The organism is Peribacillus sp. TH14, from assembly GCF_016651145.1.
Lineage (GTDB): Bacteria > Bacillota > Bacilli > Bacillales > DSM-1321 > Peribacillus > Peribacillus butanolivorans.
On the sequence record NZ_JAEKEK010000001.1, the window covers coordinates 5,720,751 to 5,745,983 of the forward strand.

General features: G+C 35.6%; 22 protein-coding genes and 1 pseudogene. 10 read left to right on the top strand and 13 right to left on the bottom strand.

Going from position 1 to position 25,233, the window contains the following annotated elements:
• Positions 1-8 precede the first annotated feature (8 nt).
• From JFU50_RS27440 to JFU50_RS27465, 6 genes are all read right to left on the bottom strand, one after another.
• Positions 9-890 carry a PaaX family transcriptional regulator gene (locus JFU50_RS27440; RefSeq protein WP_056523501.1) on the bottom strand — a complete coding sequence of 294 codons (882 nt, stop codon included), beginning with the start codon at positions 888-890 and terminating at the stop codon, positions 9-11.
• Between the two features lie 96 nt (positions 891-986).
• Positions 987-1,415 (bottom strand): acyl-CoA thioesterase, encoded by a 429-nt coding sequence (locus tag JFU50_RS27445; RefSeq protein ID WP_057219234.1) that lies wholly within the window; start codon positions 1,413-1,415, stop codon positions 987-989.
• 88 nt (positions 1,416-1,503) lie between these two features.
• Positions 1,504-2,307: an enoyl-CoA hydratase/isomerase family protein gene (locus JFU50_RS27450; RefSeq protein ID WP_056523504.1), complete on the bottom strand. Its 804-nt coding sequence runs from the start codon at positions 2,305-2,307 to the stop codon at positions 1,504-1,506.
• Between the two features lie 339 nt (positions 2,308-2,646).
• The gene (locus tag JFU50_RS27455) at positions 2,647-3,822 is read right to left on the bottom strand and encodes an amidohydrolase (protein ID WP_446728192.1); all 1,176 of its coding nucleotides are present in this window, start codon (positions 3,820-3,822) and stop codon (positions 2,647-2,649) included.
• 56 nt (positions 3,823-3,878) lie between these two features.
• The gene (locus JFU50_RS27460) at positions 3,879-5,222 is read right to left on the bottom strand and encodes a YfcC family protein (protein WP_446728193.1); all 1,344 of its coding nucleotides are present in this window, start codon (positions 5,220-5,222) and stop codon (positions 3,879-3,881) included.
• A gap of 213 nt (positions 5,223-5,435) precedes the next feature.
• Complete coding sequence (locus JFU50_RS27465) at positions 5,436-7,052, bottom strand: M20/M25/M40 family metallo-hydrolase (RefSeq protein WP_201224936.1); 1,617 nt, start codon at positions 7,050-7,052, stop codon at positions 5,436-5,438.
• A gap of 962 nt (positions 7,053-8,014) precedes the next feature.
• Here JFU50_RS27465 and JFU50_RS27470 point away from each other — a divergent pair.
• The 3 genes from JFU50_RS27470 (at position 8,015) to JFU50_RS27475 (ending at position 9,538) form a co-directional block, all read left to right on the top strand.
• On the top strand, positions 8,015-8,521 hold the full coding sequence (locus JFU50_RS27470; RefSeq protein ID WP_274608371.1) for an IclR family transcriptional regulator: 507 nt from the start codon (positions 8,015-8,017) through the stop codon (positions 8,519-8,521).
• Between the two features lie 14 nt (positions 8,522-8,535).
• A complete protein-coding gene (locus JFU50_RS31640; RefSeq protein WP_274608372.1) occupies positions 8,536-8,667 on the top strand; it encodes an IclR family transcriptional regulator domain-containing protein in 132 nt (43 codons plus the stop codon).
• A gap of 463 nt (positions 8,668-9,130) precedes the next feature.
• Positions 9,131-9,538 carry an Hsp20/alpha crystallin family protein gene (locus JFU50_RS27475; protein ID WP_201181177.1) on the top strand — a complete coding sequence of 136 codons (408 nt, stop codon included), beginning with the start codon at positions 9,131-9,133 and terminating at the stop codon, positions 9,536-9,538.
• Positions 9,539-9,611: 73 nt separating this feature from the next.
• On the opposite strand, the gene JFU50_RS27480 is transcribed toward JFU50_RS27475, so the two are convergent.
• The 7 genes from JFU50_RS27480 to JFU50_RS27510 all read right to left on the bottom strand — a co-directional run bounded on the left by JFU50_RS27480 (position 9,612) and on the right by JFU50_RS27510 (position 16,946).
• Positions 9,612-12,743 carry an AAA family ATPase gene (locus JFU50_RS27480; RefSeq protein ID WP_201224937.1) on the bottom strand — a complete coding sequence of 1,044 codons (3,132 nt, stop codon included), beginning with the start codon at positions 12,741-12,743 and terminating at the stop codon, positions 9,612-9,614.
• The gene (locus tag JFU50_RS27485) at positions 12,740-13,885 is read right to left on the bottom strand and encodes an exonuclease SbcCD subunit D (RefSeq protein WP_201181181.1); all 1,146 of its coding nucleotides are present in this window, start codon (positions 13,883-13,885) and stop codon (positions 12,740-12,742) included. Before JFU50_RS27485 ends, JFU50_RS27480 begins: the two co-directional genes overlap by 4 nt.
• Positions 13,886-14,045: 160 nt before the next feature.
• The gene (locus tag JFU50_RS27490) at positions 14,046-14,474 is read right to left on the bottom strand and encodes a DUF2621 domain-containing protein (protein WP_053345530.1); all 429 of its coding nucleotides are present in this window, start codon (positions 14,472-14,474) and stop codon (positions 14,046-14,048) included.
• 81 nt (positions 14,475-14,555) lie between these two features.
• Positions 14,556-14,861: a DUF3219 family protein gene (locus JFU50_RS27495; protein ID WP_053345529.1), complete on the bottom strand. Its 306-nt coding sequence runs from the start codon at positions 14,859-14,861 to the stop codon at positions 14,556-14,558.
• 215 nt (positions 14,862-15,076) lie between these two features.
• Positions 15,077-15,556, bottom strand: coding sequence for a CcdC family protein (locus tag JFU50_RS27500; RefSeq protein ID WP_223305315.1), 480 nt, complete (start codon positions 15,554-15,556; stop codon positions 15,077-15,079).
• A 107-nt stretch (positions 15,557-15,663) separates the two neighbouring features.
• Positions 15,664-16,023, bottom strand: a complete 360-nt coding sequence (locus JFU50_RS27505; protein WP_201181183.1) for a response regulator — start codon at positions 16,021-16,023, stop codon at positions 15,664-15,666.
• 215 nt (positions 16,024-16,238) lie between these two features.
• A complete protein-coding gene (locus JFU50_RS27510; RefSeq protein ID WP_053345525.1) occupies positions 16,239-16,946 on the bottom strand; it encodes a cytochrome c biogenesis protein CcdA in 708 nt (235 codons plus the stop codon).
• A 287-nt stretch (positions 16,947-17,233) separates the two neighbouring features.
• Between JFU50_RS27510 and JFU50_RS32075 the strand changes: the two genes are divergently transcribed.
• The 7 genes and pseudogenes from JFU50_RS32075 to JFU50_RS27545 all read left to right on the top strand — a co-directional run bounded on the left by JFU50_RS32075 (position 17,234) and on the right by JFU50_RS27545 (position 24,966).
• On the top strand, positions 17,234-17,323 hold the full coding sequence (locus JFU50_RS32075; protein WP_446728194.1) for a Spo0E family sporulation regulatory protein-aspartic acid phosphatase: 90 nt from the start codon (positions 17,234-17,236) through the stop codon (positions 17,321-17,323).
• Between the two features lie 534 nt (positions 17,324-17,857).
• A complete protein-coding gene (locus JFU50_RS27520; protein ID WP_201225209.1) occupies positions 17,858-18,580 on the top strand; it encodes a polysaccharide deacetylase family protein in 723 nt (240 codons plus the stop codon).
• A gap of 41 nt (positions 18,581-18,621) precedes the next feature.
• Positions 18,622-18,786 (top strand): NlpC/P60 family protein, encoded by a 165-nt coding sequence (locus JFU50_RS32080; protein ID WP_446728195.1) that lies wholly within the window; start codon positions 18,622-18,624, stop codon positions 18,784-18,786.
• Positions 18,787-19,520: 734 nt separating this feature from the next.
• A complete protein-coding gene (locus JFU50_RS27530; RefSeq protein ID WP_201181186.1) occupies positions 19,521-19,919 on the top strand; it encodes a DoxX family protein in 399 nt (132 codons plus the stop codon).
• A 526-nt stretch (positions 19,920-20,445) separates the two neighbouring features.
• A pseudogene (locus tag JFU50_RS27535) lies at positions 20,446-21,377 on the top strand (IS1595 family transposase); the annotation flags it as partial.
• Between the two features lie 150 nt (positions 21,378-21,527).
• Entirely contained in the window at positions 21,528-22,019 is a 492-nt protein-coding gene (locus JFU50_RS27540; protein ID WP_201224939.1) for a DinB family protein, read from the top strand.
• Between the two features lie 1,141 nt (positions 22,020-23,160).
• The gene (locus tag JFU50_RS27545) at positions 23,161-24,966 is read left to right on the top strand and encodes a LamG-like jellyroll fold domain-containing protein (RefSeq protein ID WP_242489113.1); all 1,806 of its coding nucleotides are present in this window, start codon (positions 23,161-23,163) and stop codon (positions 24,964-24,966) included.
• Positions 24,967-25,233 lie beyond the last annotated feature (267 nt).

Sequence of the window (25,233 nt, forward strand, 5' to 3'; positions counted from 1 at the left end):
CCTCCTAATTAATCATGATAGATTTCTGAAAAAGGGTTGATTGCTTTCTCACGATTAACATAGCCTGCTTTATCAGGCGGATATTCCATTATCGATTCAAAATATTTCACTGCTTTGACTGAAGTCAGTTGATGGATATTCCAAAACAACTCCCTAGCCTTTATTCCATGCCAATCATCAGGCAGCAAATCTAGCGGAAAACCGGGGTCCAGGAAAAGGAATTTCCGGTATTCATGTACAATCTTGGTTCGTTCATAAAAGCATTGCTCATTGGAAATGGTATCTTCCCAAACAGCCTGCTGCATGTCATGAAGCTTCGATTCATATTGCTGTATAAAGGTTAAATAGTTTTTGTTTATTTCTTTTAAATCCCAACAAGTGCGTAAAATCTCTTCATTAGTATGAGTGATGACTTGGCTCGAACTAAATACAATTAAATAGTCCTTTAAATCATATGTATCCATGAGGGTTAGCACTTGTTTTTCTAATGGATTAGGACTGACCCAAATACTATTAGACATAAGCCCGAAACCAGTCCAACTCAATTCCTTACGTACTTGATTTCGAAGCACACGTTTTTCCTCAGGAATTGAGTAGGTTACCACTCTCCATAAACCATCCCATTGATGATTTCTGATTGTATAAACACGTTTGACACCATCATCCATATTGCGCTTTCCTTTTGGTGTTAATGAATAATAGCTTTTATTGCCTATTTTCCGCCCAATTATTAGATCCTGCTGTACGAGTCGTAAAATGGCACCGCGTACAGATGATTCAGAAATACCAAAATGATTCATCATTTTAATAAGGGTGCCAATCCATACCTCCCCTCCATAAAATTGAACGAAATCACCAAAAAGAGTATACAATAATGACCTTGGTTTCATGTTGATTCTCCTGTTCTCATAAAGCCTTTTCTTCTTAATGTAATCTAAATTAGCTCAATTTTCAAACTTGTTAGAGGATTATCCAATATTAAACTATCATCTAACTTTCAATAATCTTTTAATATCTTCAGGAATTGGCACCGCCTTAAACTTATCGCCCTCAATAGAAGTCCAAGCGCGAATTTCATAGCCATGGCCAGTCCTTCTCTCTCCACAAAATACATCATGATGAAAACGAATTGTCTTCGTTTTCATTTCCTCCACATGGGTGTACACTGTCACTTCATCGTCATAGTAAAGGGGATTTTCAAATGTACACTTTGCTTCTAGTAAAGGAATGATAATTTTTTTTTCTTCTTCTAAATATTTAGGACTCATATTTATCGAGCGAAAAAAATTATGACCTGCTAAATCGAACCATTTATAATAATTGGGATAATAGACGATCCCTGCTCGATCTGTATCACCCCATTGGATTTGAAATTTTGTTTCGTTTATGCGTCTTTTTAAATGAGTTTCTTCCATTATATATTTCACCAGCTTCCTTTTAGCATTGGTATTAAAAAAGCAATATCGGCAGAAACCGATATCGCTTTTTCAAAGGATAAATTTATTATTTACCTTTCCATTGTGGTTCACGCTTTTCAAGGAATGAAGCCAAACCTTCTTTAGCATCCTCAGAACGGAATAACAGATTTTGTATTTCTCCTTCGTAACGAATCGCCGCGTTTAATGGCATTTCTTTACCATTCATAATCGAAAGCTTGATATTAGTGACTGAATAACTTGCTTTACTGGCGACATTTTTTGCATATTCCAATGTTTTTTCACGAATTTCTTCTTGTGGGTAAACGCGGTCAACCAGACGAATTTCCTTAGCTTCCTGAGGTAGAATCGATTCTCCTGTGATATTCAAGTCGATTGCCTTTGAGTGTCCAACCAACCTAGCCATACGTTGCGTACCGCCTGTCCCAGCAAGAACCCCAAGGTTAACTTCTGGTAAACCAATTTTCCCTGCTTTATCACCCATAAAGCGTAGATCACAGCCCATCGCCATTTCCAGACCTCCACCTACTGTATGGCCTTCTAGGCAAGCAATCCAGATTTGCGGTGAACGAGCAATTTTATCAAGTGTTTCATTACAGAACAAGCAGAATTGTGTTTTAAAAACGGGATCAGCAGCTTTAAGGAAATTAATATCTGCCCCCACCGAGAAAAATTTAGGCATATCACTCATTAACACAGCTACCTTCATATCTGGATCAAAACGAATATCATCAATTGCCTCATTTAACTCTTTGTAAAAATCAAGTGTGTAAGCATTCGTCTTGTTAATATGAAGATGTACCTCTGCAACCCCAGTTTCTTTGTTTTTTTGGATTGTAAGCGTTCTCTTAGTTTCAACTGCTGTACTCATTCATCAACACTCCTTAGTTTTAGTATTATGTTTTATTTACTTCCGTTTATATTACATAATATACTATGGAATTTTCAGAATTGCAATTATTTTTGGTAAATTTTTTAAATTAATATATTTATTAAGATATTTATACTGTTTTTTCAATAATTAAATATCTTAATAGACTGCTTCAGGTTAAACACTAGTACAGCTATTTCAATTGATAATATCTAGGTCTTAAATTCTTTGTGATGGAATATTTGATTAAGATCAAATGGCTAATTAATCAAAAAAATGACCAACTCAAATATGAATTGGTCATTTTTAATAGCTTATATTCTACTTATTGATTCCTATTTAGTGTCCACACACTTTCTTTGCAACCCCTACGAAATATTCTACTCCGTATTGCAAGGCACTTTCGTCAATCTTGAATTTAGGATGATGCAGCGGATACGCTTTTCCTATTTCATCACTGTGAACACCTATAAATTGCATCGAAGCTGGAACAATTTCGGAGTAGGCAGAAAAGTCCTCAGTCCCAAACATTGGATGTTCGACGTTTATCAGGTTATCTTTCCCGCAAATTTCTTCTACAATTTCCCGAGAGATGTCTACTACTGTTTTGTTATTGGCCACAGCAGGATAACCTAATAACCAATTGATTTCATAGTTTGCTCCATGTGCATCAGTAATCCCTTTTACAATTTTCTCTAGATATTCTCTAGATTTTACACGACTATCTCCATCTAGAGATCGAATTGTCCCGCCAAGCTCTGCATATTCTGGTATTACATTTAGAGCACTTCCAGCATGAAATGTAGTAACGGAAATCACGGGTGCTTTAAGTGCAGAAAGTTTTCTAGAGATAATATGTTGAAGATTGGTTGTGATTTCAGCTGCAATGATTAATGGGTCGATTGTTAATTCAGGAGTAGAAGCATGTCCTCCTTGGCCAATTATTTTAATTTCAAAGTCATCAGCAGCCGCACAGAATACCCCATCTCTGATACAAATTGTCCCTTTTCGTTCATAGGGTGAAACATGAAGAGCGAATACATAGTCAACTCCTTCCATGATACCGCTTTTCACTAATTCTGATGCCCCTCCTGGATAGGATTCTTCAGCATGTTGAAAGATAAATCTGATTTCCCCAAAAATCTCCTCCCTTTTTTCAGAAAGAATCTTTGCAGCACCCAATAACATGGCAGCATGTGCATCATGTCCACAGGCATGCATAACTCCTGGATTTTTCGATTTAAAGTCCACATCAGCTTCTTCTTGAATAGGCAATGCATCTATATCTGCACGAAACGCAATGGTATAGTTTTTCTGATCAGCTTTCTTCGATCCTCTTAATACTGCCAATACACTTGTTTCTGTTGGTTTCGTTACTTCTAATCCTGGAAATGTACTTAATAGATTGTAAATATAATCAGATGTATTATGCTCTTGATAGGAAAGCTCGGGGTTTTCATGTATATGGCGCCTCCATGAGATTACCTGATTCATAATCGCCTTTTCCATTGTCATCATTAATGAAAGACCTCCTTATATATATATATTTATTTATTATTTCATATTTTCCGTTAAAAAGGACCATATTTAATAGCTTGGGCAATAATTAAAAAGATTATCGATACGGCCATTTGAATTAGGAAAAACGGAAAGATCCATTTCACCCATTTGGTAAAAGGTATCCCTGCTACTGCTAAACCGGCCAATAGTACTCCGGAAGTAGGAAAAATCATATTAGATAAGCCATCCCCTAATTGGAATGCTAACACAGCGGTTTGTCTTGACATACCGACTAAATCTGCTAACGGTGTCATAATTGGCATGGTGAGTGCAGCTTGTCCACTTCCAGATGGTACAACAAAATTAATGAGCATTTGTAAAATAAACATTCCTAAAGCATTAATTGCAGGGGGCAATTGTTCAACTAATCCAGACGTATAATATAAAATTGAATCCAGTAGACCACCATTCGTGAAAATAACCAAGATTGTTTGTGCGACACCAATTATAAGTGCTCCAGAAACCATATCACTCGCTCCTGAAATGAAACCATTAGCCATCTTAGAAGGTGACAGCCCTCCAATAAAGCCCATTATGATTGCACACATTAAGAATAACCCGCTAATTTCGCTAATATACCAACCTAATTTAATAACGCCATAAATTAACACAATGAAATTTACCAATAGAAGAAGTAACGCAAGAAGATGTCTTTTACTTAATTTGAAATTCAAATCAATTTCCGTATGCGCACTAGATTTGAATTTACCGAATTCACCCAATGTCGGGGTACGCTTTACCTTCATCGCATGAAAATAAATATATACTACAGTTACGATATAAAAAGCGACGAAAATGGCAACTCGTAATTCCATACCTGAATACATGGGCAATTCAGCAATACTTTGAGCTATGCCCACATTAAAAGGATTTGTTATACCAGAAGTAAAACCCGTTGATAAAGTTCCGAGCACCACAATCGCGAAACCTGTCATTGCATCGAACCCTAACGCTATACTCATAGGCACGACAATTGCAATATACACTAAGGCATCTTCCGCAGAACCGATCAGCGTACCTAATAAAGCAAATATTAATACCATTAACGGAATTAACACTTTTTCTTTGGTTCCTAATCGTGCTGCAACAAATTTTATTAAGGAGTCCAGTGCACCAGTTGCTTGCATTGTTCCAAGAGCGCCTCCGAACAAAAATACAAAAAGAATAATGGAAGCTCCTTCAATCATGCCTAAATGTACACTGCTAAACATATCTAGTAGTCCAACTGGTGACGAATCAACAAATTCGAACGAAGTAGGATTCACGATTGTACGACCGTCTTTTTCAACTCGTTCATATTGACCTGCGGGTAAAACATAGGTTAGAACGGTGGCAATGATAATGACGATGAACATTAAGACAAAAGGATTGATTTCTTTTACTTTCGCTTTTTTTGGTTGTTTGTCTGGTATAGGTTGATGCTCAAGAGAATTGGATGTGATTTGCTGAATAGTTGAATTACTCATATTTGACCCCCAGTTAAAGTTTAAAATAAATCTACTACTTTCTTTTTCCGTCTATCTAATGGAAATGCACTATAGACTTGTGCAATCAGATTGCAAGATTCATTAAATGGTATTAGCATCTGTAAACATATTTTTCAGTAAACACTCAATCATCATCGGGGTCTGAACGAAGGCACTTTCAATATGAAGTCGCTCCGTACGTTGATGTGCATCTTTTCCAAAAGGCCCTACATTAAAAACGGGTGCTTGAAGTTTCATCATGTCTTTAAAGGGAATATTATAGGTTTCTCCCCAAACGGGCGTATTTCGTTCAAAAGCAGACCAACCATCATCATGATTGTTATAATGGACATAACTCAAATCACAAACACCATTAAAATAGTGAATATGATTGATGTCCATAGAAATTTTGTTTGCCATTTTTTTTATTTTTTTAATAGAATCGATGATAAGCGGATCATGTGATGTATTGACTGGAGGATAATAAGGTGGCGCAAACAATATGACAATCGCTGGTGCAAGTTCCTGGCATTGAATCAACAATTTATCGGCAATTCGTAAAGACTTTTCCCGCTCATCCCAATGAAAGTTCTCCTTCACCTCATTCTTTATTTCTTCTACAAGTCTCTTTCCTAACTTCTGCTCTGCATATACGACTAATTTTTCGTAGCGTAATACTTGGATCTCGCCTACTCCATTCAATTGTTCACGTTGGCACAATGCTTTATAGGATGCATTGCATGCTGCGGCTGCTTCTTGTGCAACTTTCTCAAACAGATTCATTATGTCAGAGGCACTTCGCTTCATGACAAAGACATTATAAAGCGCAACGGACCTATAAGGCGTTTGTGTAGAGTATTGTGATTTTAAATCTTTTTGTTGTAATGCTACTGGTAACGGGGTAGTTTCACCTAGATCCTTTTCTCTAAAAAGGGTATTCCACTCCATGAGCTGAGTAAGGAAACTTGAAATATAGGGAGCTGTTATTCCTTTAAAAGGTTCACCAACATGTGTTTCTTTTCCATAAAAAAGAGCGGCCGGCATGATTTTACCCATTGTTCCAGAATAAATATACGATTTAGAATCGCCAGGCTTCTGTGAAAAGGAAGGTTCGCCATTTAAAAACAGTTTATAAAAAAGGTCATATTCATCCCGCATTTGGACAGGTCCCGAAACTGCCGCTCTCATTCCTGAAGAATTTACTTCTTCGTCAGGAACGGTAAGGAGGATAAGATTAATAGGCCATTGTTCGAAAATAGCTTTTTCTATTATTGACATATGAAGGGCAAGCCCCATTTTCATATCCATTGTTCCTCTGCCAAACAAATATTCTCCTGATTCAAGATCATCACATGCTTCATTTGGCAACTCTGCTTTTCGCGTACGAAGTGCCTTCGTGAGTTCTTCCGGGTAAAATGCAAGAGGTTCTAAATCACCATATTCTTCAGTTTGGACCGTATCAAAATGGCTTATCAATACAACGGTATCTTTTACCTTTGGATTTCTGTAAAAGGCTGTGACATAGTTTCTCCCCAGGTCCACTTCATGAAGGGATACGTAATTAGGATTTTTTTGGAAGTATTCAATTTCGTATAATTTATCTCTCAATCTATACGCAAAATTCCGTTCTCCATCTGTGAGTGTCCGACTGTCCCAACTAACAAGTTCACATAATAGATTTCGAAGTGTTTCTTTTGATCCCCATAATAAATGGCTCATTAAATATCACCTCTTTCAATTTAAATAAAATCTGGAATTTATTTTTTTCAAGGTTTGAAAACTCATCCCTTTAATTTGGATTAAAAACGCAGGGACAAGCGACTAAGGCCTCCATCTTGTTTTTGAAACTCTGTCATCTCTAATTCAATTGTTTTATAGCCTGCCTGTTCAATTTGTCGCTTTGTCTTCTCATATCCTTTCGGTATGATAAGGGAACCATTTACTAAAATGCAGTTAGCGATGTATTCTTCTGGAACGATAATTTTTTTATATTGATCAAATTCAGGATGATTAATAAATTCGCCTGCAACAATAATAGCGTCGTTACCAAGGTAAGCAATGCCTGTTTTTAAATGGAAAAACTTCTGCAGTGGAACAATCGTTGCTTGATAATCTTCTGATTCTACTATTTCTTTTAGTTGGCGTGCTCCTTCCTCATTTGTACGTTCAGAAATGCCAATATAGAAATGATTTTCAATTTGAAGAATATCATCGAATTCTGTAGTTAGACCGCTGCATCTTCAACAAGTGTTGAATCATGAAATTATTCACTTTTCTGCAAATATTTAACGGAGGCACCACAGCTTTTCAAATCCTCTACATAACTTTCATGCTGTTTTAGTAATAACTCATAATCCGGAGTTCCTAAATTGGATGTTGTTAGTCCATTTACATAACTTTGGCTTGGTAATTTTACAATTACATTTTGTACATTGATAATTCCCCCTCACTCTTTCCTTAAATGTTCTTGATTGATAGATGCTTCTTTTGATGTTTAATAATTACTCGTTTTATGGACTTATTCATAGATGAATAATAAATTATAATCTGCTCCTTTTCCGCATAATGGAATTATATTTCTTAAAATGGAAATTTTATTAAATTATAAATTTTAAAATGCTATAATGTCAATATATTAAGAATTATCTGAAATCAACCCCTTGAAGAATGGTGGTATATACATGCAAACAATTGATAGGGCTATGAATGTAGTTAAAATGCTGGTATCTAAATCATCAGAAAACGGTTTATCTATTACAGAACTCTCTCAAGAATGTGATCTTCCGATTGGTTCCATTAATCGTGTATTAAAAGCGATGAGTAAGCACGATTTAATTAAGCAGGATGAGCAATCTAAACGATACGGATTAGGAGATATTTGGATGGAATATGGTCTGAAAATGTATGACACATTGGATTATATTAGTATAATAAGGCCAGAATTAGAAAGGCTTATGCATAAAGTAGAGGAAAGCGTATTTCTTTACCGTCCAATGGGATTGGAATCCCTTATTATTGAACGGATTGATAGTGAAAGAAATCCTATTCGAGTCTATGATCAACTTGGTTCTCGGATACCCTTTCATGGTTGTGCTGCCAATAAGGTGATGCTTGCCTACATGCCAGAAAAACAGGCAAAAAAAGTTATAGATACCCTTGTACCTGAAAAGGAAAAAATAGGGTTTTAGAAGTTTTAAAGGATATGAATTCCAAAGGGTATGGGATTAGTCACAGTGAAAGAACTGAAGGGACATCTTCCGTCGCTGCCCCAATTTTGAATTTTTTTGGAGAAGTGTCTGGTGCCATAAGTATTGGTTTTGTAAGTTTAAATTGACACCTGAAAGACTCAATATCCTCGTTAAAAATGTGATGGAAACGAGTCAAAGCATGACTGCAAAATTAGGATATAACGGGTCTGAACATACGAAGGCAATGAATCGTTCTTTCTAAATCATGGTATTTTATTTAAAAAAGTAAGTGATCGAGGGGGATAAAGAAAAAATACAAAAAAATTATTTCAGGCTACTTTATCTCTGTTTTCTTGAGACTGAAGTAGTCTAATTTCGTTGGTATGCTTTTTATTTCATTTTACCTGATTATTACTTCGCATCTCTCTAAAGTTACCCCTTTTATACTCACACTAAGTTGTCCTCTAACAACAGACCAACAGGATATATTTATAGTTTAAAACGTTTTCAGATTGTGAACTTTATGTCATCACTTTTTATTTTTTTCAATCACCATTCTTCATACTTCAAACATATAATACATACAAAGGAAAAACCGGGGGTATCAACATGCAAGACAATTTACATGGATCGCAAATGAATGAGGTTGAAAAGTTTGATGAATGGGTGAAAAAGTTTTTTCTGGACCCGGAAACAAGTGCGTTGGATCATCAACTATTTTCAATTGATATATACGAAAGTGAAGATGAGTATATGGTGGAAGCGGTTTTAGAAAATCATGATGTTAAAGATATTAAAGTATGCCTAAGTGATAATGAGCTATCGATCATCGTTGACGATACTCATAAACCCTTTCTTGAAAATAAAGCGGATACATTACCCACACAGAGGAAAATCCCCTTCCCCTTTTCAATTTGCTCACGTAGGATTACCGCGGAATTTTCAAATCCGTTATTGGTGATTCGCATCCATAAGTTTTCCCCCGGAAAAACAGCTGACGATATTAATATTGAGTAGTTTTCTTTCTTCATAATAAAAAGAATGGCTAAGGAAGCTGCCTGCTTCCTTAGCCATTCTTTTTTTATCTTGATTAGCCCGCAAAGTAAAATGAAGTTCGACTTCCTTTTTGTGTAGAAATGACTTGAAGCTGGGCATCGATTCGTTCCTTTAATTCTGGAACGTGAGAAATTATGCCAACCAATCTTCCGGTGCTCTGTATATCCATTAATGCTTCAATTGCATGGTCGAGTGATTCAGGGTCAAGCGTACCGAAACCTTCATCAATGAACATGGTCTCAAGTGATATGCCACCTGCATTCTGCTGGACAACATCAGCAAGCCCTAGAGCAAGTGCAAGCGACGCCTTAAAGCTTTCGCCTCCTGAAAGCGTTTTGACATGCCGTTCCTGGCCTGTATATTGATCATATACAGATAACTCAAGACCGCTTTGAATATTCCTTCGCGTTGGGTCCAGTTTTCGTAAAAGCTGATAACGACCGCTAGTCATCTTCAACAATCTTAGATTGGCTTCTTTTAGGATATCATCTAAAAAGGCCGCCAATACATACCGTTCAAAAGTAATACGGAAGGAGTTTTGACCTTTAGAAATCTCGGACAGATGACCAACGATACTGTATCTTTCATCTAGACTTTTCTGCTCTTCCCTTATTAGCTCCAGTTTTCGTTCAATTTCTTCGTTTATTTGCTTGTCAGCCAGTAATTCATTCTGATTTCTGCGCAACAATTCCAATTCACGATCTATGAATTCAAAAGTCTTTTTCAACCCTTCAAGGTCCGGTTTGACCACATCTTTTAATTTCATTTCCAAATCATGAAATAGACTTAGAACGCTTTGCCAACTTTGATTGTATTGCAGAACTTGACTCTCTATATATTCGAGAGCCGATTCTGACTTTTTGGCTGTTGTATATTCTTTATAATTGGCAAATCCTTGTTTGGTCATATCCGTAATCAACTTTTCCCGTTCCTCTGTTAATTCACGATTTAAGGCTTTTATATTTCCAGTTAGTGATTCTTTTTTCGCATTGATGCCCGACTCTTTTTCTTTAACCATTTGAAGATTCTTTTGTGCTTCCTCTAATGCAATTTGTAAACGTTTCTGCGTTTTGACGGCCGCTTGATATGCTGCAGTATATTCTTCCTCAGTCCTGATTCCTTCTGGCATAGAATCAGTTAATCCTTTAAGCTTTGTAGAATTTTCAATATACCTGGTTTTGACTTGATCTTCTACTTCTTCTAAAGATATTCTATTCGCTTTTAGGTGGACTGCTTTCTCTTTTAATTCAAGCAACCTTCTTTCCAATTCACTAAACGCGGCCTTCTTAAGCCTCAATGTCCGTAACTTTTCTTGCAGCTCTTTTCCTTTTTGCTCGAACTGATTCAAGTAAGCATCAATTTGATCGAAAGAAAGCTGTGGCAAACCCTGTTGTAAGTCAGCCAATTTTTCTTGAGAGGACTCTATTAGTGCATTGAACTTAGATTCTGCTTGATAATATTCACTTTCAGCTAGACTTTTTTGTTGATCTGCAGACTTCAGATAGTTTTCCTGCTGTTTCAATTCCATATCCGATGGCATCTCATCATGCATTTTGGCGGGTTTAGGATGACTCACCGATCCGCACACAGGACAATTTTCACCAGTGTGCAACATGGACGCTAGCATCCCTGCCTGACCAGCGCGCCACTTTTCATTAAGAGCCTCTAGTTTTTCCTTTTCCTGAAGCTGAATTTTAAGAAGCTCTTGGAACCGGTTATTCTTTTCATCTAACACCCGCTTTGTGCCCTGTGATTCTGAAAGAACATCTTGAAGCTTTTTCATTTCTGATAACAAATGCTGATTTTTTTCGACTTCTCTTTCCATATCACTATAAAGAAAAGCTGCATTTTCCGCTTCTGATTTTTCAAGACCAACTTTTTCTGCTTCCGCTTCAATTGAACTATGCTCTGATACATTTTTTTCACGAAGCTGCTTACTAGTCTGCCACTCTTTTTCATCTAAAAGAACTTGCGCTTTTAAACTCGCGTATGTCATCACAGCATCTTTTACCTGCTCAAGTTGATGCACATTTCGAACCGCCCGTTCCCTTTCGTCTTCCTTCAATAATTCCTGTTCATAGGAATCTTGTTTCTTAATCCGCTCAGCCATTAACTTCTCTTCCTGCTCACTTAATTTTTGGAGTTCTGTAGTTACATCTTGTACTTGTTTACCAATCCGCAAATAATATTGCTCTTGCTTTTCTAGAGAAGCCGCTTTGTGCGCCATTTTAATTTGTTCTTTTACTTCATCTATTTCAGGTTTTTTCGCTTCAAGGATCTCTTTTTCCTTTCTCAGTCTTTCTTTTTCAGTAAACCTATTTAACAAATCCACCGCTTTTGAAAGCTCTTGGTTAACTTGATCTCGAGCTTCTTGCTTTTCCTGTATTTGCTTGCTAACATACTGACTTCTTTCTGTTGCTGCCGAAATAACAGAATGTAAGAGCGGCAAAATCTGTTGTTCATTTGGCTCTTCTGCCTCCAAATGTTCCTGCAGTCCTTCATGATTACCCGGCTTGATTCCTTTCATTAATTCAATTCGCCGCTGTGCACTTCTTTCACTTTTCTTTTTAAGAATTGAAGCTTCTTCTTTTAATTTTTCTTCTATTCGTTTATAAAGTTCGGTATGAAATAATTTCTGAAGTATCTGTTCTTTATCCTTACTGTCGGATGTTAACAGTTTTCTGAATTCATTCTGAGGAATCATCAGAATTTGCCGAAACTGATTGGCATCAAGTCCAATAAGTAATTTGATTTTCTCTTCAACCTCGCGTACATTGGCACCTAGCAGTTTTTTTCCTTCTGGCAACAGCTCATATAATTCAGCTTTCGCACCAACTGTCGTCGTGCCATCGCCCGATTTCTTCTTTCGTTCCTGTTGTGGTGAACGAGTTACCAAATAAGTTTTTCCACGCAGTGTAAATTGTAGCGAGACTTCCGTCAACATATCATCTTCGGCAAATTGACTTCGTAAATCTTGCCCACTTCGATCTTCACCACTTGCTTTTCCATATATCGCAAAGCTAATCCCGTCAAAAATCGTTGTTTTCCCTGCACCCGTCTTTCCAGAAATGACAAACATAGTTCTTTCTCCAAGGGTATTAAAATCAATAGTTTCTCTTCCGGCATATGGGCCGAATGCCTGCATCGTTAAAATATGAGGTCTCATTTTAAAGCCTCCTCTTTCTTCACAGCTTCAATTACCGAAACCATCAAATCTTGCTTTTGAGAATCAAAGTCTCGATCTGTCATCTCTTGGTAAAACGTTTCAAACAAATCCAATTCGGACTTTCGTTCATCCTTTACAGAAGAAAAGGATTTTTTTCTTCTCAGGTCAGCCAAATCCCATTTCCGCTCTAGGTGAAGTACGTTCGGGTAGACCTGACGTAAGCGATTAATCGGATCGATGAGTGATCCCTCATCATTTAGTGTTATTTTTAAATAGTCATCTATTTTTTGTGATTGATAAAAAGCAGGGTCAAGTAACTCTTCCATTGTGCCTGCCAGTTCCCTCATATCAAGCTTAGGCATCAAAGATCGATATCGCATATCGAAACTGCCATCTTCTTTCATCTCGACAATGGATAACGACTTATTTTGCTTTGCCTCAGAAAAAGAGTACTTCAATAGTGAGCCGGAGTAATATACCTTTGGATGGCGTATCGCATCTGGGCTATGTAAATGTCCAAGTGCCGTATAATTGAACGCATCAAATAAATCAGATGAAACACACCCAGAACCGCCTACTGACAAAACACGTTCTGAATCGCTCGTTTTACCACCTAATACAAAGGCATGTCCAACGAAAACATTTGGTTCATTCGGATTGAATGTTTCCGCAATAGTTCCAGTTATTCGTTTCATTGCTTCTTGATGAGAATGAATACTTTCATCTTCAAAAAGATGGCGAACGGTACCAGGTTCTGCATATGGGACACAATAAAAATTCACGCCCTTAATACGGACCGGTTCACATGTTTTTGTCAATTTCCCATGAATGTATAGCTGGCTATGACGATACCATGATGAACCGAATGACAGCCTCTCCGCCGAATCATGATTTCCCGATATCGCAACGATCGGTGTATTCATTTTCACATTAATGGTATAAAGAATTTCATCAAGAAGCTCTACCGCTTCCGTCGGTGGAACAGAACGATCATATAAATCACCGGCAATCACAACTGCATCCGGTTTCTCTTCTTCTACTATTTCAATAAATTGCAGGAGTGCATGTCTTTGATCTTCTGTCATATGTACCCCGTGAACAATTTTCCCTAAATGCCAATCAGCCGTATGGATAAATTTCATAGTTTCACTCCGTCCTCATTTTTACTTACTATTATTATATCAAAAATTGAAAGGATAGCATGGATTGGGTACAAACGTTCTAATTTTTACCATGATTTGAAGCACATCTTTTTTCAAACAAAAAAAAGGCACACTCTAAAGAGTCTACCTTCTCCTAATATCAGCTAAATAAATGTTCATATGGACTCATATTTACTTTTCGTTCAGCTAATTTTTTTTGTAAAAATTTATGATCACGTTTGGGCGTGGCAATGATATAGCCACGAATTACTAAATCTTCTGTAATATCTCCCGCTTTTTCCTTTAACGCCAATTCACCGATTTTACCAGCAATTTTATGTCGTGCAACATCACGAAAAAGTTCTGGTACAGGGCTCACTAAATCTTCAAGTAAATCCTTTTGCTGCTTTGACCATAAGTGCTTTGTTTGGTCCAAATAATATTCTTCCCAATCCATATCGGATTTTCCATCCTCTTTAGGAAACCTTTTTAAGAATTTCCGAAACATGAAAAAGCCACCGATGCTCATCAAAATTATTAATAGGGCTACCCAAAATAGAATAAACCATAAAAACCAGCCTCCAAGCAAAGAACCACCTCATATGTATAGAATAATTGTTACTATGTATTATAGACAGTAACCCATTTCTTTACAAGGCTGGCAATAGAATCATTCTTGTTCGTTTACTTCCAATAAGACCAGTGAAAAATCTCCCACAGCATTTTCTTCATAAAGATTCGTAACCGAAGTAGCATAGTTAAAAATCTCTCCGCGAAATTCCTCGTTTGACTGAGGGATCTTTATATCAAATACCATTTGATATAGAAGTGTTGTTATATCATGATATTCACTATTAGTTACCTCGAAATTAAAACTGACTTTTCTGAATTCTCTACCTTCAGAATCTTTTATAACTTCTGCATGAAAATCAGTAACATGCAGTGATACATCGTCCAAAATGACTTCATCTACCATCTTACTAAACATCTCCTTTATTTGTGATTAAAGTTATGTTATCACCTCAGGCGTCCCACGCCAACGATTCAGCCTTGAAAATATCAAAAAAAACGTGCACAGGAAAACCTGACATGTTTCTTTGAATTAATTTCCTTTTTCTAATCCATTGTACAAAAACAACACCCGACATAATGGCAGGTGTTGTTTTTTGTTATATTTAGTTTAATTAAAACTTACACCATATTACTTTCGCTTAAGTAAGCCGCTTTGACTTTTTTGTATTGGTATAGCATCGCTATTCGCCATGGAACAATCATCGCAAAAGCAAGAAGGAAAAACATTCCACTAAGCACGCCAACTTCAATTGTACTTCCCAGAATAAGCTTTGCAACAAGTCGTATCACCATTAGTCCAACTAAAATGAATATAAATGCTTTAGACCTCAGAATATAAATTTGTTCATTTCGAACTTCGAATTTGGATGTTTTAATTAAGAGGATAGAAAATACCATCCCTGCTACAAGAGCTTCTAGAAATTCGTATCTAGTGACCCTAAACATTGGGAAAAGAAACATCAAAGCACCCGTACTCATAAAGAGTGGGGGTAATATGATTTTTTTTTCATTCACTGGTTTTTTTGTTTCCTTCATTCGAAACATGAAAACACCCATAGCCATCACAATCGCTATACCTGTTGATATATATATCATCATTTTTATCATCCTTTTAGCTAAAATAGGTAAGTACCATGAAAAATTATATCACTTCAATTATTAAACAAAGTATATATTACCTAAATCAGATAAACAAGGAGAGTGTTTTAATCAAGCACCCTATTGATAGCATCTACTACTCGGCATTCGTCAAACGGCTTTACAATAAAGTCCTTTGCCCCTGCCTCAATAGCTTCGAAAACCATTTTTTGTTGTCCCATCGCTGAGCACATTATAACCTTTGCGTAAGGAAAATCTTTCTTAATTTCTTTAACCGCATCTAGCCCGCTCATGATTGGCATTGTTATATCCATTGTAACAAGATCGGGATTTAGTTTACGAAATAATTCTATTGCCTCTTTCCCGTTCTCACCTTCACCAATTACTTCATGTTCTGCTTTTGATAATATATTCGAAAGTGTCATTCTCATAAACTTAGCATCATCAACTACTAATATTCGGGCCATAGCCGTTCCTCCTCATTTCAAACAACAGAAAGCGAAATCTAATCGTATTGAAATGTAATGATAATTTTCAATAATAAGTATATGATATCTGACTTAAGACCTAAAATCAAATGATTTAATGTGATAATTTAAGTAATTTTACACACGAATAGGTATAAAGAACCACAGACAGAATATCCTATTAAAATATTTTTAAAAATTAACTTATCCATGGACTAAAACCCAGTAAATCCCCCGAATAGTCTAGATAGGACTGCAATAATTTTGGTCATCCAATTAAAAAATAAAATCACGCCCATTAGAATCATTAAATATCCGCCAATTTTCATAATATATTGGCTGTATGTTTTAATCCATTTCAATTTTCCGACAAAGAAGGATAAAATGAAAAATGGTATGGCAAATCCTAATATATAAGCAGTCATATAGCTCATGGCCGCGCCTGGGTTGGTTGCACCTAAAGTGATGACAGCACCCAAAAGAGGACCTGCACACGGCGTCCATCCAGCAGCAAAAGCAAGACCAATCAAAATCGAACCAATATATCCGCTAGGACGGTTTTTAAACTCGAAACGGCTATCTTTCATTAAGGACTTTGGTTGAAAGACCCCCACAATAAATAACCCAAAAATGATAATTAAAATGGCACCAATTTGACGAATTAATTCCTTGTAATTTGAGAAGAAAGAACCTAGATATGTAGTGCTAAACCCTATTGCAATAAAAACCAAAGAAAAACCTAGTAGAAAGAACAAAGTATGCAACATGCTCCTTCTTTGGAGCATGGCGTTCTCTGATTTAATCTCACCAACACTCATACCAGTGATATAAGATAAAAAAGCTGGGTATAGCGGTAAACAGCACGGAGATATAAAACTCAAAAAACCGGCTCCAAAAGCTAAGAAAATATTAATATCATTCAATAACCCTCACTCCTATGTAAGTACCTATAAACATTGTAACAAATAAGATAAAAAAATACATTTTTGGAACTGTGAATATTTCATGACAAACTCAAAACCAAATTACAAAAATTAGGTTAAACTGTTGTTTATTACCATTAAGGTAACTTATTTGAATTCATTAGACCAACCCTATATAATTGTTATATTCATACAAAATTTACAACTAGCTCATAAAAGGATACCTTAAGAATAGTTGGGTACAGGAAGGATATATAAATGGCGAAAAAAATGAGTTTCTCGAACAGATTGAATTAAAGAGAAATGAGCTTATCAATATTGTCGCTAAAGACGGCTTAAACTCTAAGGTTGCGATAGAATATAGCCAGCAGACTTGATCAATTATTAAATAAGTATAATGAGCTCTTTTATAAAACTGGTATAGACTTTTAATTATCCCATTAATTTCTTACCAGTTTATCTCCTATTAATAATACTTCTTTCATTATATGCTTTTTGCTAGCAGTCATTCTCCCCCTCTTTTATGTGTTCCCCTTCCAATTTCCACTTAGTAAATAATCACTTAAGTAACATTTTCTATAACCATTATCATAAAAAAATAGGCAACCGTCTTTGTAAGCTAAGGCCTATTTTTTGTTTCATTATAAGATATTACATACTTTCATGTTTCTATATCGAAATGGAAGTCAATTCGAGGATTGCCACAACAAGAATAACTGAGGATCCAGCTAAGATAGATGAATCTTCGGGTACAGGAATCATGAAACAATTGTTGTTTTCCCCTAATTTCTCTTTCCAAGAAGTAATTTGCTCATTTTAATAAAAAAAATTGAACTCCATATACTATGTCGTAAATACATGTACAGGAGGGCATTATTTTGAGAACTTTATTTTTGGCTTTTTCAGTTTTCATGCTTTTTTACTTTTACGACTGTAATTACATTCAAGCTACAACCGCTAGTCGGGAAGTTTACGAAAAAACAGGAAATGTTATTTGGGAAGGGAATACCCAGGAGAAAATCGTTGCAATAACCTTTGATGATGGCCCTCATCCTTCATACACCCCTCAAATCCTTGATATACTGGCCAAATATAATGCTAGAGCAACGTTTTTTGTTTCTGGTAATAAAGTGAAAAGTTATCCCGATATTTTAGAGAGAGAAGTAAAAGAAGGTCATGAAATTGCTAATCACACTTATAATCATATTTATGACAAAAATATGAGTGCTGTTTTATTATCCTCTGAATTAGATCAAACAGATAAAGTGATTTGGGAAATTGCCAAATATAAACCTTCTCTATATCGTCCTGTAGGAGGCTATCATAACGATTTAATCATTAATACAGCTGTTAACAAAGGGTTTAAAGTTGTTCTTTGGTCCTGGAGTCAAGACCCACAAGACTGGAAAAGACCTGCAGCTAATAAAATTTCGAATCATATTATTAAATCCTTACGAGCAGGTGACATCATCCTCTTGCATGATTGGACCGATCGTCCCCAAACTGTAAAAGCACTAGAAACAACTTTGGATTATTTATATAAAAATGGCTATGAATGTGTAACGGTATCTGACTTGCTATTTCGCTCAAATAATAGCTCACCCGGTTTATTTAGGACTTTTCCTATTGAATAAGATCCTTCCGAATATGTGGAGCAGGTCGATTACCAGAAGATATTGAAAAAGGTCATTTTGATTGCAGTGGATTCATATATGCCATGCTCAGACCGAATGGTATCATGTGGGCGATAGAAATTACAGACACACTCGTAAAACAAGGTAAACGAGTACCAGAAAAGGGCTTACAAGTTGGTGATCTAAATTTTCTTTTATTCTTATAAGAAGTTCTAATCAAACACCTTGGCTTGTGCTAATTAACCGTCTGAATTACTTCGATACTGTTGATAACGCTTTTTGTTTCTCTAGTGCTTTTCATTCTTTTCACATTCCATAAAATACGCTAGGATTCTCTAACGATGTATGCCTATGATGATGCACCCCTGTTCCCCTGGTGAAGATGGTATCGCTTTTAAGAACTAATGATTCAGCAGTTCCTCACAATTCTCATCTAATTCTTAATTTAGACTATATCTTCCTTTTCATGATGTTGTTATAGTACCCCTGCTAAAGAAAGATCTAGAATACATTATATTATTGGGAGCATTCAATATTTCCATCAATTTTTCACTAGAACTGAAAATGATTGACAAAGTCTCCCCTCTATCTACTATCTACTATCCTTTATTCTTTTTCATCGTTCCTGAACAATTTTTCCTACAAGCTGTTTCGAGGCTTTGGAACAACTAGTTTATGGTTTTATTTAATAATGACTAGTTAACGAATACAGCAAAAAAAGTGTGATAAAAGATTTTTCTAAATAGCCCCCTTGAGTTTAGTAAATAATATTATCGCGCTAAAATTATGTTTGACAAAAAGATAATAAACTATTATCTTTAATTAAAGATAATTTAATTCGAGATAATGTCCAAAGATTCGTTATTTATTAATGTAAATATTTTTTTCATATATATCTCGAATCAAAGATATCTAAAAATATTTCCAGGAGGAATTAAATATGATTGGAATAGGTTTATTAGTTATACGGGTAATAATTGGTTTATCGTTTGTAGGACACGGTGCACAAAAACTATTTGGCTGGTTTGGAGGTTATGGTTTAAAGGGCACCGGCGGCTGGTTTGATTCAATTGGTATGAAGCCGGGAGTTACAATGGCTCTATTTGCTGGTCTATCAGAGCTTATTGGCGGTGCTTTATTTGCTTTAGGTCTTTTTACACCGCTCGCAGGTATTTTAATTGCCCTTACAATGCTGGTTGCTATCGTTAAAGTTCACGGAGCAAATGGCTACTGGTCAACTCAAAATGGCTATGAATATAATCTTGCCATCCTTGCCGTTGCGATTGGTGTAGCGATTACAGGAGCTGGCCAATACTCACTTGATGCCCTATTATTTTAGCTTCTGTTAAAGTTTTAAGTAAATGTAAAGGTAAGATAACGAGAAAAGTAATTATCAACAAGATACTGTCAACAGAAAAGCCTTACCGATAAAGTGTTTCCTAATAAGTACAGGTATTAGATGGAAAAATAAAAGAGCATCGTATATTCGATGCTCTTTTTAACTAGTTAAATTGTATATAGTTTAAGAGTCATTTTGTTACCGTAAATGGTCACAAAGTATAAGCGAGATTAAAAGAGACCGAAACACTAATGATCTTTTGAAGTAGTAGCTTTCACTTCTTCCCTTTAATATTCGATAATCTAATAAAAACACCAAGACCCGCAAAGAAAAAGCCTAAACATAATAGGCTTCCTGGACTGCCCCATACTATTTCGTGTATCATATTGTTCCTCTTTTCTATATGAATATTTTACCATATTACTATAACATTCACATTAAAATCAAGTCAATATATTCCAATAAAGCACCCTTTAAATTGAAGTTCTTGACAAACTCATTAGGGAGTGCGGGAGAAACATAGTCTGTATTCACTGATGTATTAGAACAGAAACACAAAGACGGCTACACCTGCACCCATTGTCAATCCACTAATGTCATTCGCTTCGGTAAATATCAGGTATAAACTACAATCAATACCATTGAACGTCAAAGATACCGCTGCAAAGAGTGCGGTAAAACATTCACAGATATGACGAACACTCCTCTTCACAGAACTCATATTCCTAGTAAATGGCTTCAGTTCATCGAATGTATGATTGAAGGGTATTCCCTTCGGAAATCAGCTAAACTCATTGGTGCTCATTATGTGACGCTTTTTTATTGGAGGCATAAAATTCTAACTGCATTGAAACAGATGGATTTTGAACTTTTCGAAGGCATAGTAGAAATGGATGAAACCTATTTCCTCTATTCAGAGAAAGGAAAACGGAATATCCAAGGTCGAAAACCAAGGTTACGCGGTGGTAGTTCGGAGCTTAGAGGAATAAGTAAGGACCAAGTATGCGTTCTTGTAGCCAGAGACCGCCAAAAGAGAACGTTTTCCAAAACAATAGGAAAAGGGCGTATTATAAAAAAGAGTTTGGACGAAGCGTTAGGTTCCAAGCTATCAATACAAAATGTTCTATGCACGGATGTTTGGTGGGCGTTATGACTTATGCCAAAGAAAAAGGAATTGAGCATCATCGCTTTAAAGCAAATGGTAGGGAGCGAGTTAAAGGGATTTATCACATCCAGAATGTAATAAATAGTTATCACAGCCGTTTAAAGAGCTGGATGGAGCGTTTTAATGGTGTAGCGACTAAATATCTAGACCATTATTTGAGCTGGTTCCAATTCTTAGACACCATCAAACATATAAAAGATAACTTTACGATAACCAAAATGGTTTTAGACAGTTGTTCTTTCTCAGTTAACACAACTTATGATAAACTAAGATTATCAGAATTTTCCAAATAACAGAACGTTCATTGTTCCGTTAAAGGGCCAGTTTAATTGAACAAGGAATTGGCATGACACCTTAATTAGTGAGCTATCTACAACACGCCGCAAATGAATTTTGACCAAAGGGATTATCTATTAAAGGGATTAAAGTGGAGGGAATAGAAAATGGATGTAAAGACACTTTTGTTACAACAATGGGCAAGCTGCTTAGATGAAGAAGACTGGTTTCCACCACTTGAAAAAGTGCTAGAGGATATTACTTTTGAACAGGCAATTTGGAAACCAGTTGAGGGGGCAATGAATTCCATTTGGGAATTAGTTTGTCATTTACTTTTCTATAAAAAGAGACTTCTGATGCGATTTCTTGGTGAAACAGTGAATGAACCCCAGGCAGAAGATAATGAATCTACATTTAGATTACCAACTGAGACGTTTCAAAATTGGAAGGAAACAAAACAAGAATACTTTTATGTTCATCGTGAACTTGAAAAAATACTAGCAAAATCAGAACATGAAGATATGTATAGACAGATCCCTGGAGAAAGATCATTAGTGCTTGAACTGAAGAGTTTAGCATTGCACGACGCATATCATATTGGGCAAATTGTATTCCTAAGTAAAATGCAAGGAGCTTGGGCAGGGAAACGCAGTTTTTAAAAAAGCTTCATTAGCTTTACAGTTATTCCATTATAGGGGGCTTTAATGGAATAAGAACGGGAACGTCCAAATCGGACGTTCCCATATTTTATACCTGAAAAACAATACTACTTAACAAAGCCTTTCTTTTAAATGATTGTAATAAGCTTCATTTGTTTCAACTTTCGTTCCTGGTTTGAATGGTCGCATCCCGTCATCTCCTCCTCTTCATTTATTTTGTTTAGTGATTACAAACAGATCATTCATTGATTATGTAATACACTCTATGGCCTTTTTGTATTTAACCATTATTCTTTTTCTCGAACGTGTACTATGTATCACAATCTTTTCAATAAATTCTAGAAAAGTGTCATTCGCTAACTGTACTATTGGACTACCCTCGACTTCCTCTCTTAATGGATCAATAATGTTGCAAACCAATTCGTTTAGATACGACATTACGCTTGTTACCTGAAGCAGAAAAAATAACCAATTGTTATTTTGCTTTTTTTGTACATTATATTAACAATTATGATTAAGAGGGTTTGCAAAGATATATATAACAATGAATACCTTTTTCCATTAAAGAAGTTGAACGATTAAGAGTATAGAAATTGTAAGGATATAGGAATTAAGCAGAGAATCCATAATGCATTGAACTTCTAGGCTATGCACTATTCATTCTTTACAATAAGAAAACGGAGTGGGGGAATAACCCGCTCCCTGTTTTTGCTTCTAATTATTTTTATTTATATTATTTATATCCCTGAATGATAGATGGCAGTTTGGTGCATCTTAGCCATTAAACTTACTTATTTTGTAATAAAAAATCAAATCAAATGCTAATTTGACTTCTTATATTTTTCTTCCAAAGTCTGCAACTAAATTTGATATTAAATTTCTCTATATTTCTTTATAATTCCTTGTCTCCTTTGACTTTCTTCTCATCACCTGTCTTTTTTAATCCTATAGTTTTCATTATTTTATTCATTCCATCTAATAAGTTATAAAGAACTAAGTGGACTATCACAGATGGCAGTAAAAAGCAGAACCTTCTGAACCAGCTTTTTTTTTACAAAACGTTTACTTATTTTCATAAAAGAATAAATTTATAATTGATATCCTTTATTATGTTATAAAAATTTAATGAGGTGAATGTTTTATGAGAATGAAAAAAGCATTTATTGGTTTATCGCTCTTATGTATGATTGCTCCTGGTTTTGCTAATTCGGCAGCTGCCTCAAATTCTGTTGCTGAAAAAGATCGAAGTAATATCGTGGCAGATTGGAAATTTTCGAAACAACATGTGAAAAGCGGTTCAATCGATAAAGGCAATTTAATTATTGAAGATGCAAGTAAACAAGGAAATGATTTAGAGTTAGTAACGATTGGAGATCAAGCCACGCCAGAATTAAACAATATGATTAAATGGTCTGAAGAAGATTATCATAATCAAGAAAAAGTTGATAGCTTGCAATTCGCTAATTACAAAAATGCCCCTTCAGGAAGATATTTCAAAACAATAAAGGAAGCACCTATTAATAAGGAGCAATTTGATAAAGGATTTACAATCGAGGCTGTAATTAAATTACCATATAATTTTGAAGACCGTTTACATAGCTGGATGGGAATTTTAACAAGACAAGGGCAGGCTGCTGATCTTAATAAAGTGGAAGGCGAGAAAGAAATCCTTACTACATTATCTATATCTAGTGATAAAGAAATTCAATGGACAAGTCATCCCTCTAATCTAAACTATAACGTGGGAAACTGGTCTCGTTCTTTAAATGCTGATGAATGGTATCATTTGGCGGTTGTTAATGACGGTAAAACGACCACTTTAACTGTAAATGGCATTAGTGATTATGGAAAGTCAGAAAAGGTAGTAGGGATTGCAGCTGTAGAAGGTAAAGGCTGGAATATCGGGGCATCTGAGTGGGGAAATGAATTAGATGCACTATTTGCAGGTAACATCCAAGAAATACGAATTGCTAATGAGGCTTTGACTGAAAAAGAATGGCTTGTTCAAGGTGCTCGAGACGATGAACCATTCAAAGGAACAAATGATAGAATTCCATTTCTAACAAACAAAAATAATTATAATTTTCTTTTTGTCCCAGATACGCAAAAATATTCTAGCCAGAATCCAGAGATATTTAATAGCCAAATGAATTGGATTGCAAAAAACACTAAGAAGAACAATATTGTAATGAACACATTTGTTGGAGACATTGTCGATAGTAATTCAAAAGTGCAATGGCAGAATTCCCTCAGAGCCATTTCCTATATAGATAAAAAAGAAATTCCTTATATGATGGCGGCAGGGAATCATGACTATGCTGACGGAGATCCATTCTTAACATATTATGGACCGCAACGTTTTGCGAATAAAAAATACTATAAGGGCTCTTCTGATTCGGGATATGGCTCTTATGCAATTGTTAAAGCAGGAAGCTATGAATACTTAGTCTTAATAGTTGATATGAAAAATCTTCAAAAAGACTTGCAATGGTCAAAAGATGTTTTAAATCAACATAAAGATAAACCGACTATTATCGTTTCTCATGATGTTATTTATCCTGAGGTTGAAAATAATAAAACTGTTGCCGTTGAGTCGACTAACGGCCGACTGATCTGGGATGAACTTATAAAGGATTACAACCAAGTGTTTATGACGGTTAATGGACATTATTTTGGGATAGCACACCAAGTCAAACAAAACGCAGCGGGGAACGATGTCATTCAAATGCTAGTCAATTATCAAGCAAATTACCGAGGAGGAAATGGCTGGCTGAGACTTGTAGAATTCGATGAAAAGAAAAACAAAATGTTTTTCCGTACTTACTCGCCTTTTGTAGATGAAATGCCAAAGAAAGAAAAAACCTATATCGATTATAAATATTTAACAGATGAAAACAATCTATTTGAATTAGATTTCCATTTTAAAGAGAGATTTAATTTCAATTAATCAAATATGAGGATAACTCATAAGAACTAACTTCCCTAAGTAATCATATAGCCTATATTTATTTCCTGCCGCTATAACAGCCTGAGGAGATTGTTTGTTTTGAGTTATCCTTATTTTTATATTAATTCTAATTTTTTGTCCACACTATACTTTTTGGCACAATTTCAATAATGTATTGGGGATAATTTCTGTATAAAAAATCCCTACTCTCATCTGGGTTTCCGCTAAACAAAAAGGCTGTCGAGTATTTACGACAGCCCTTTTGTT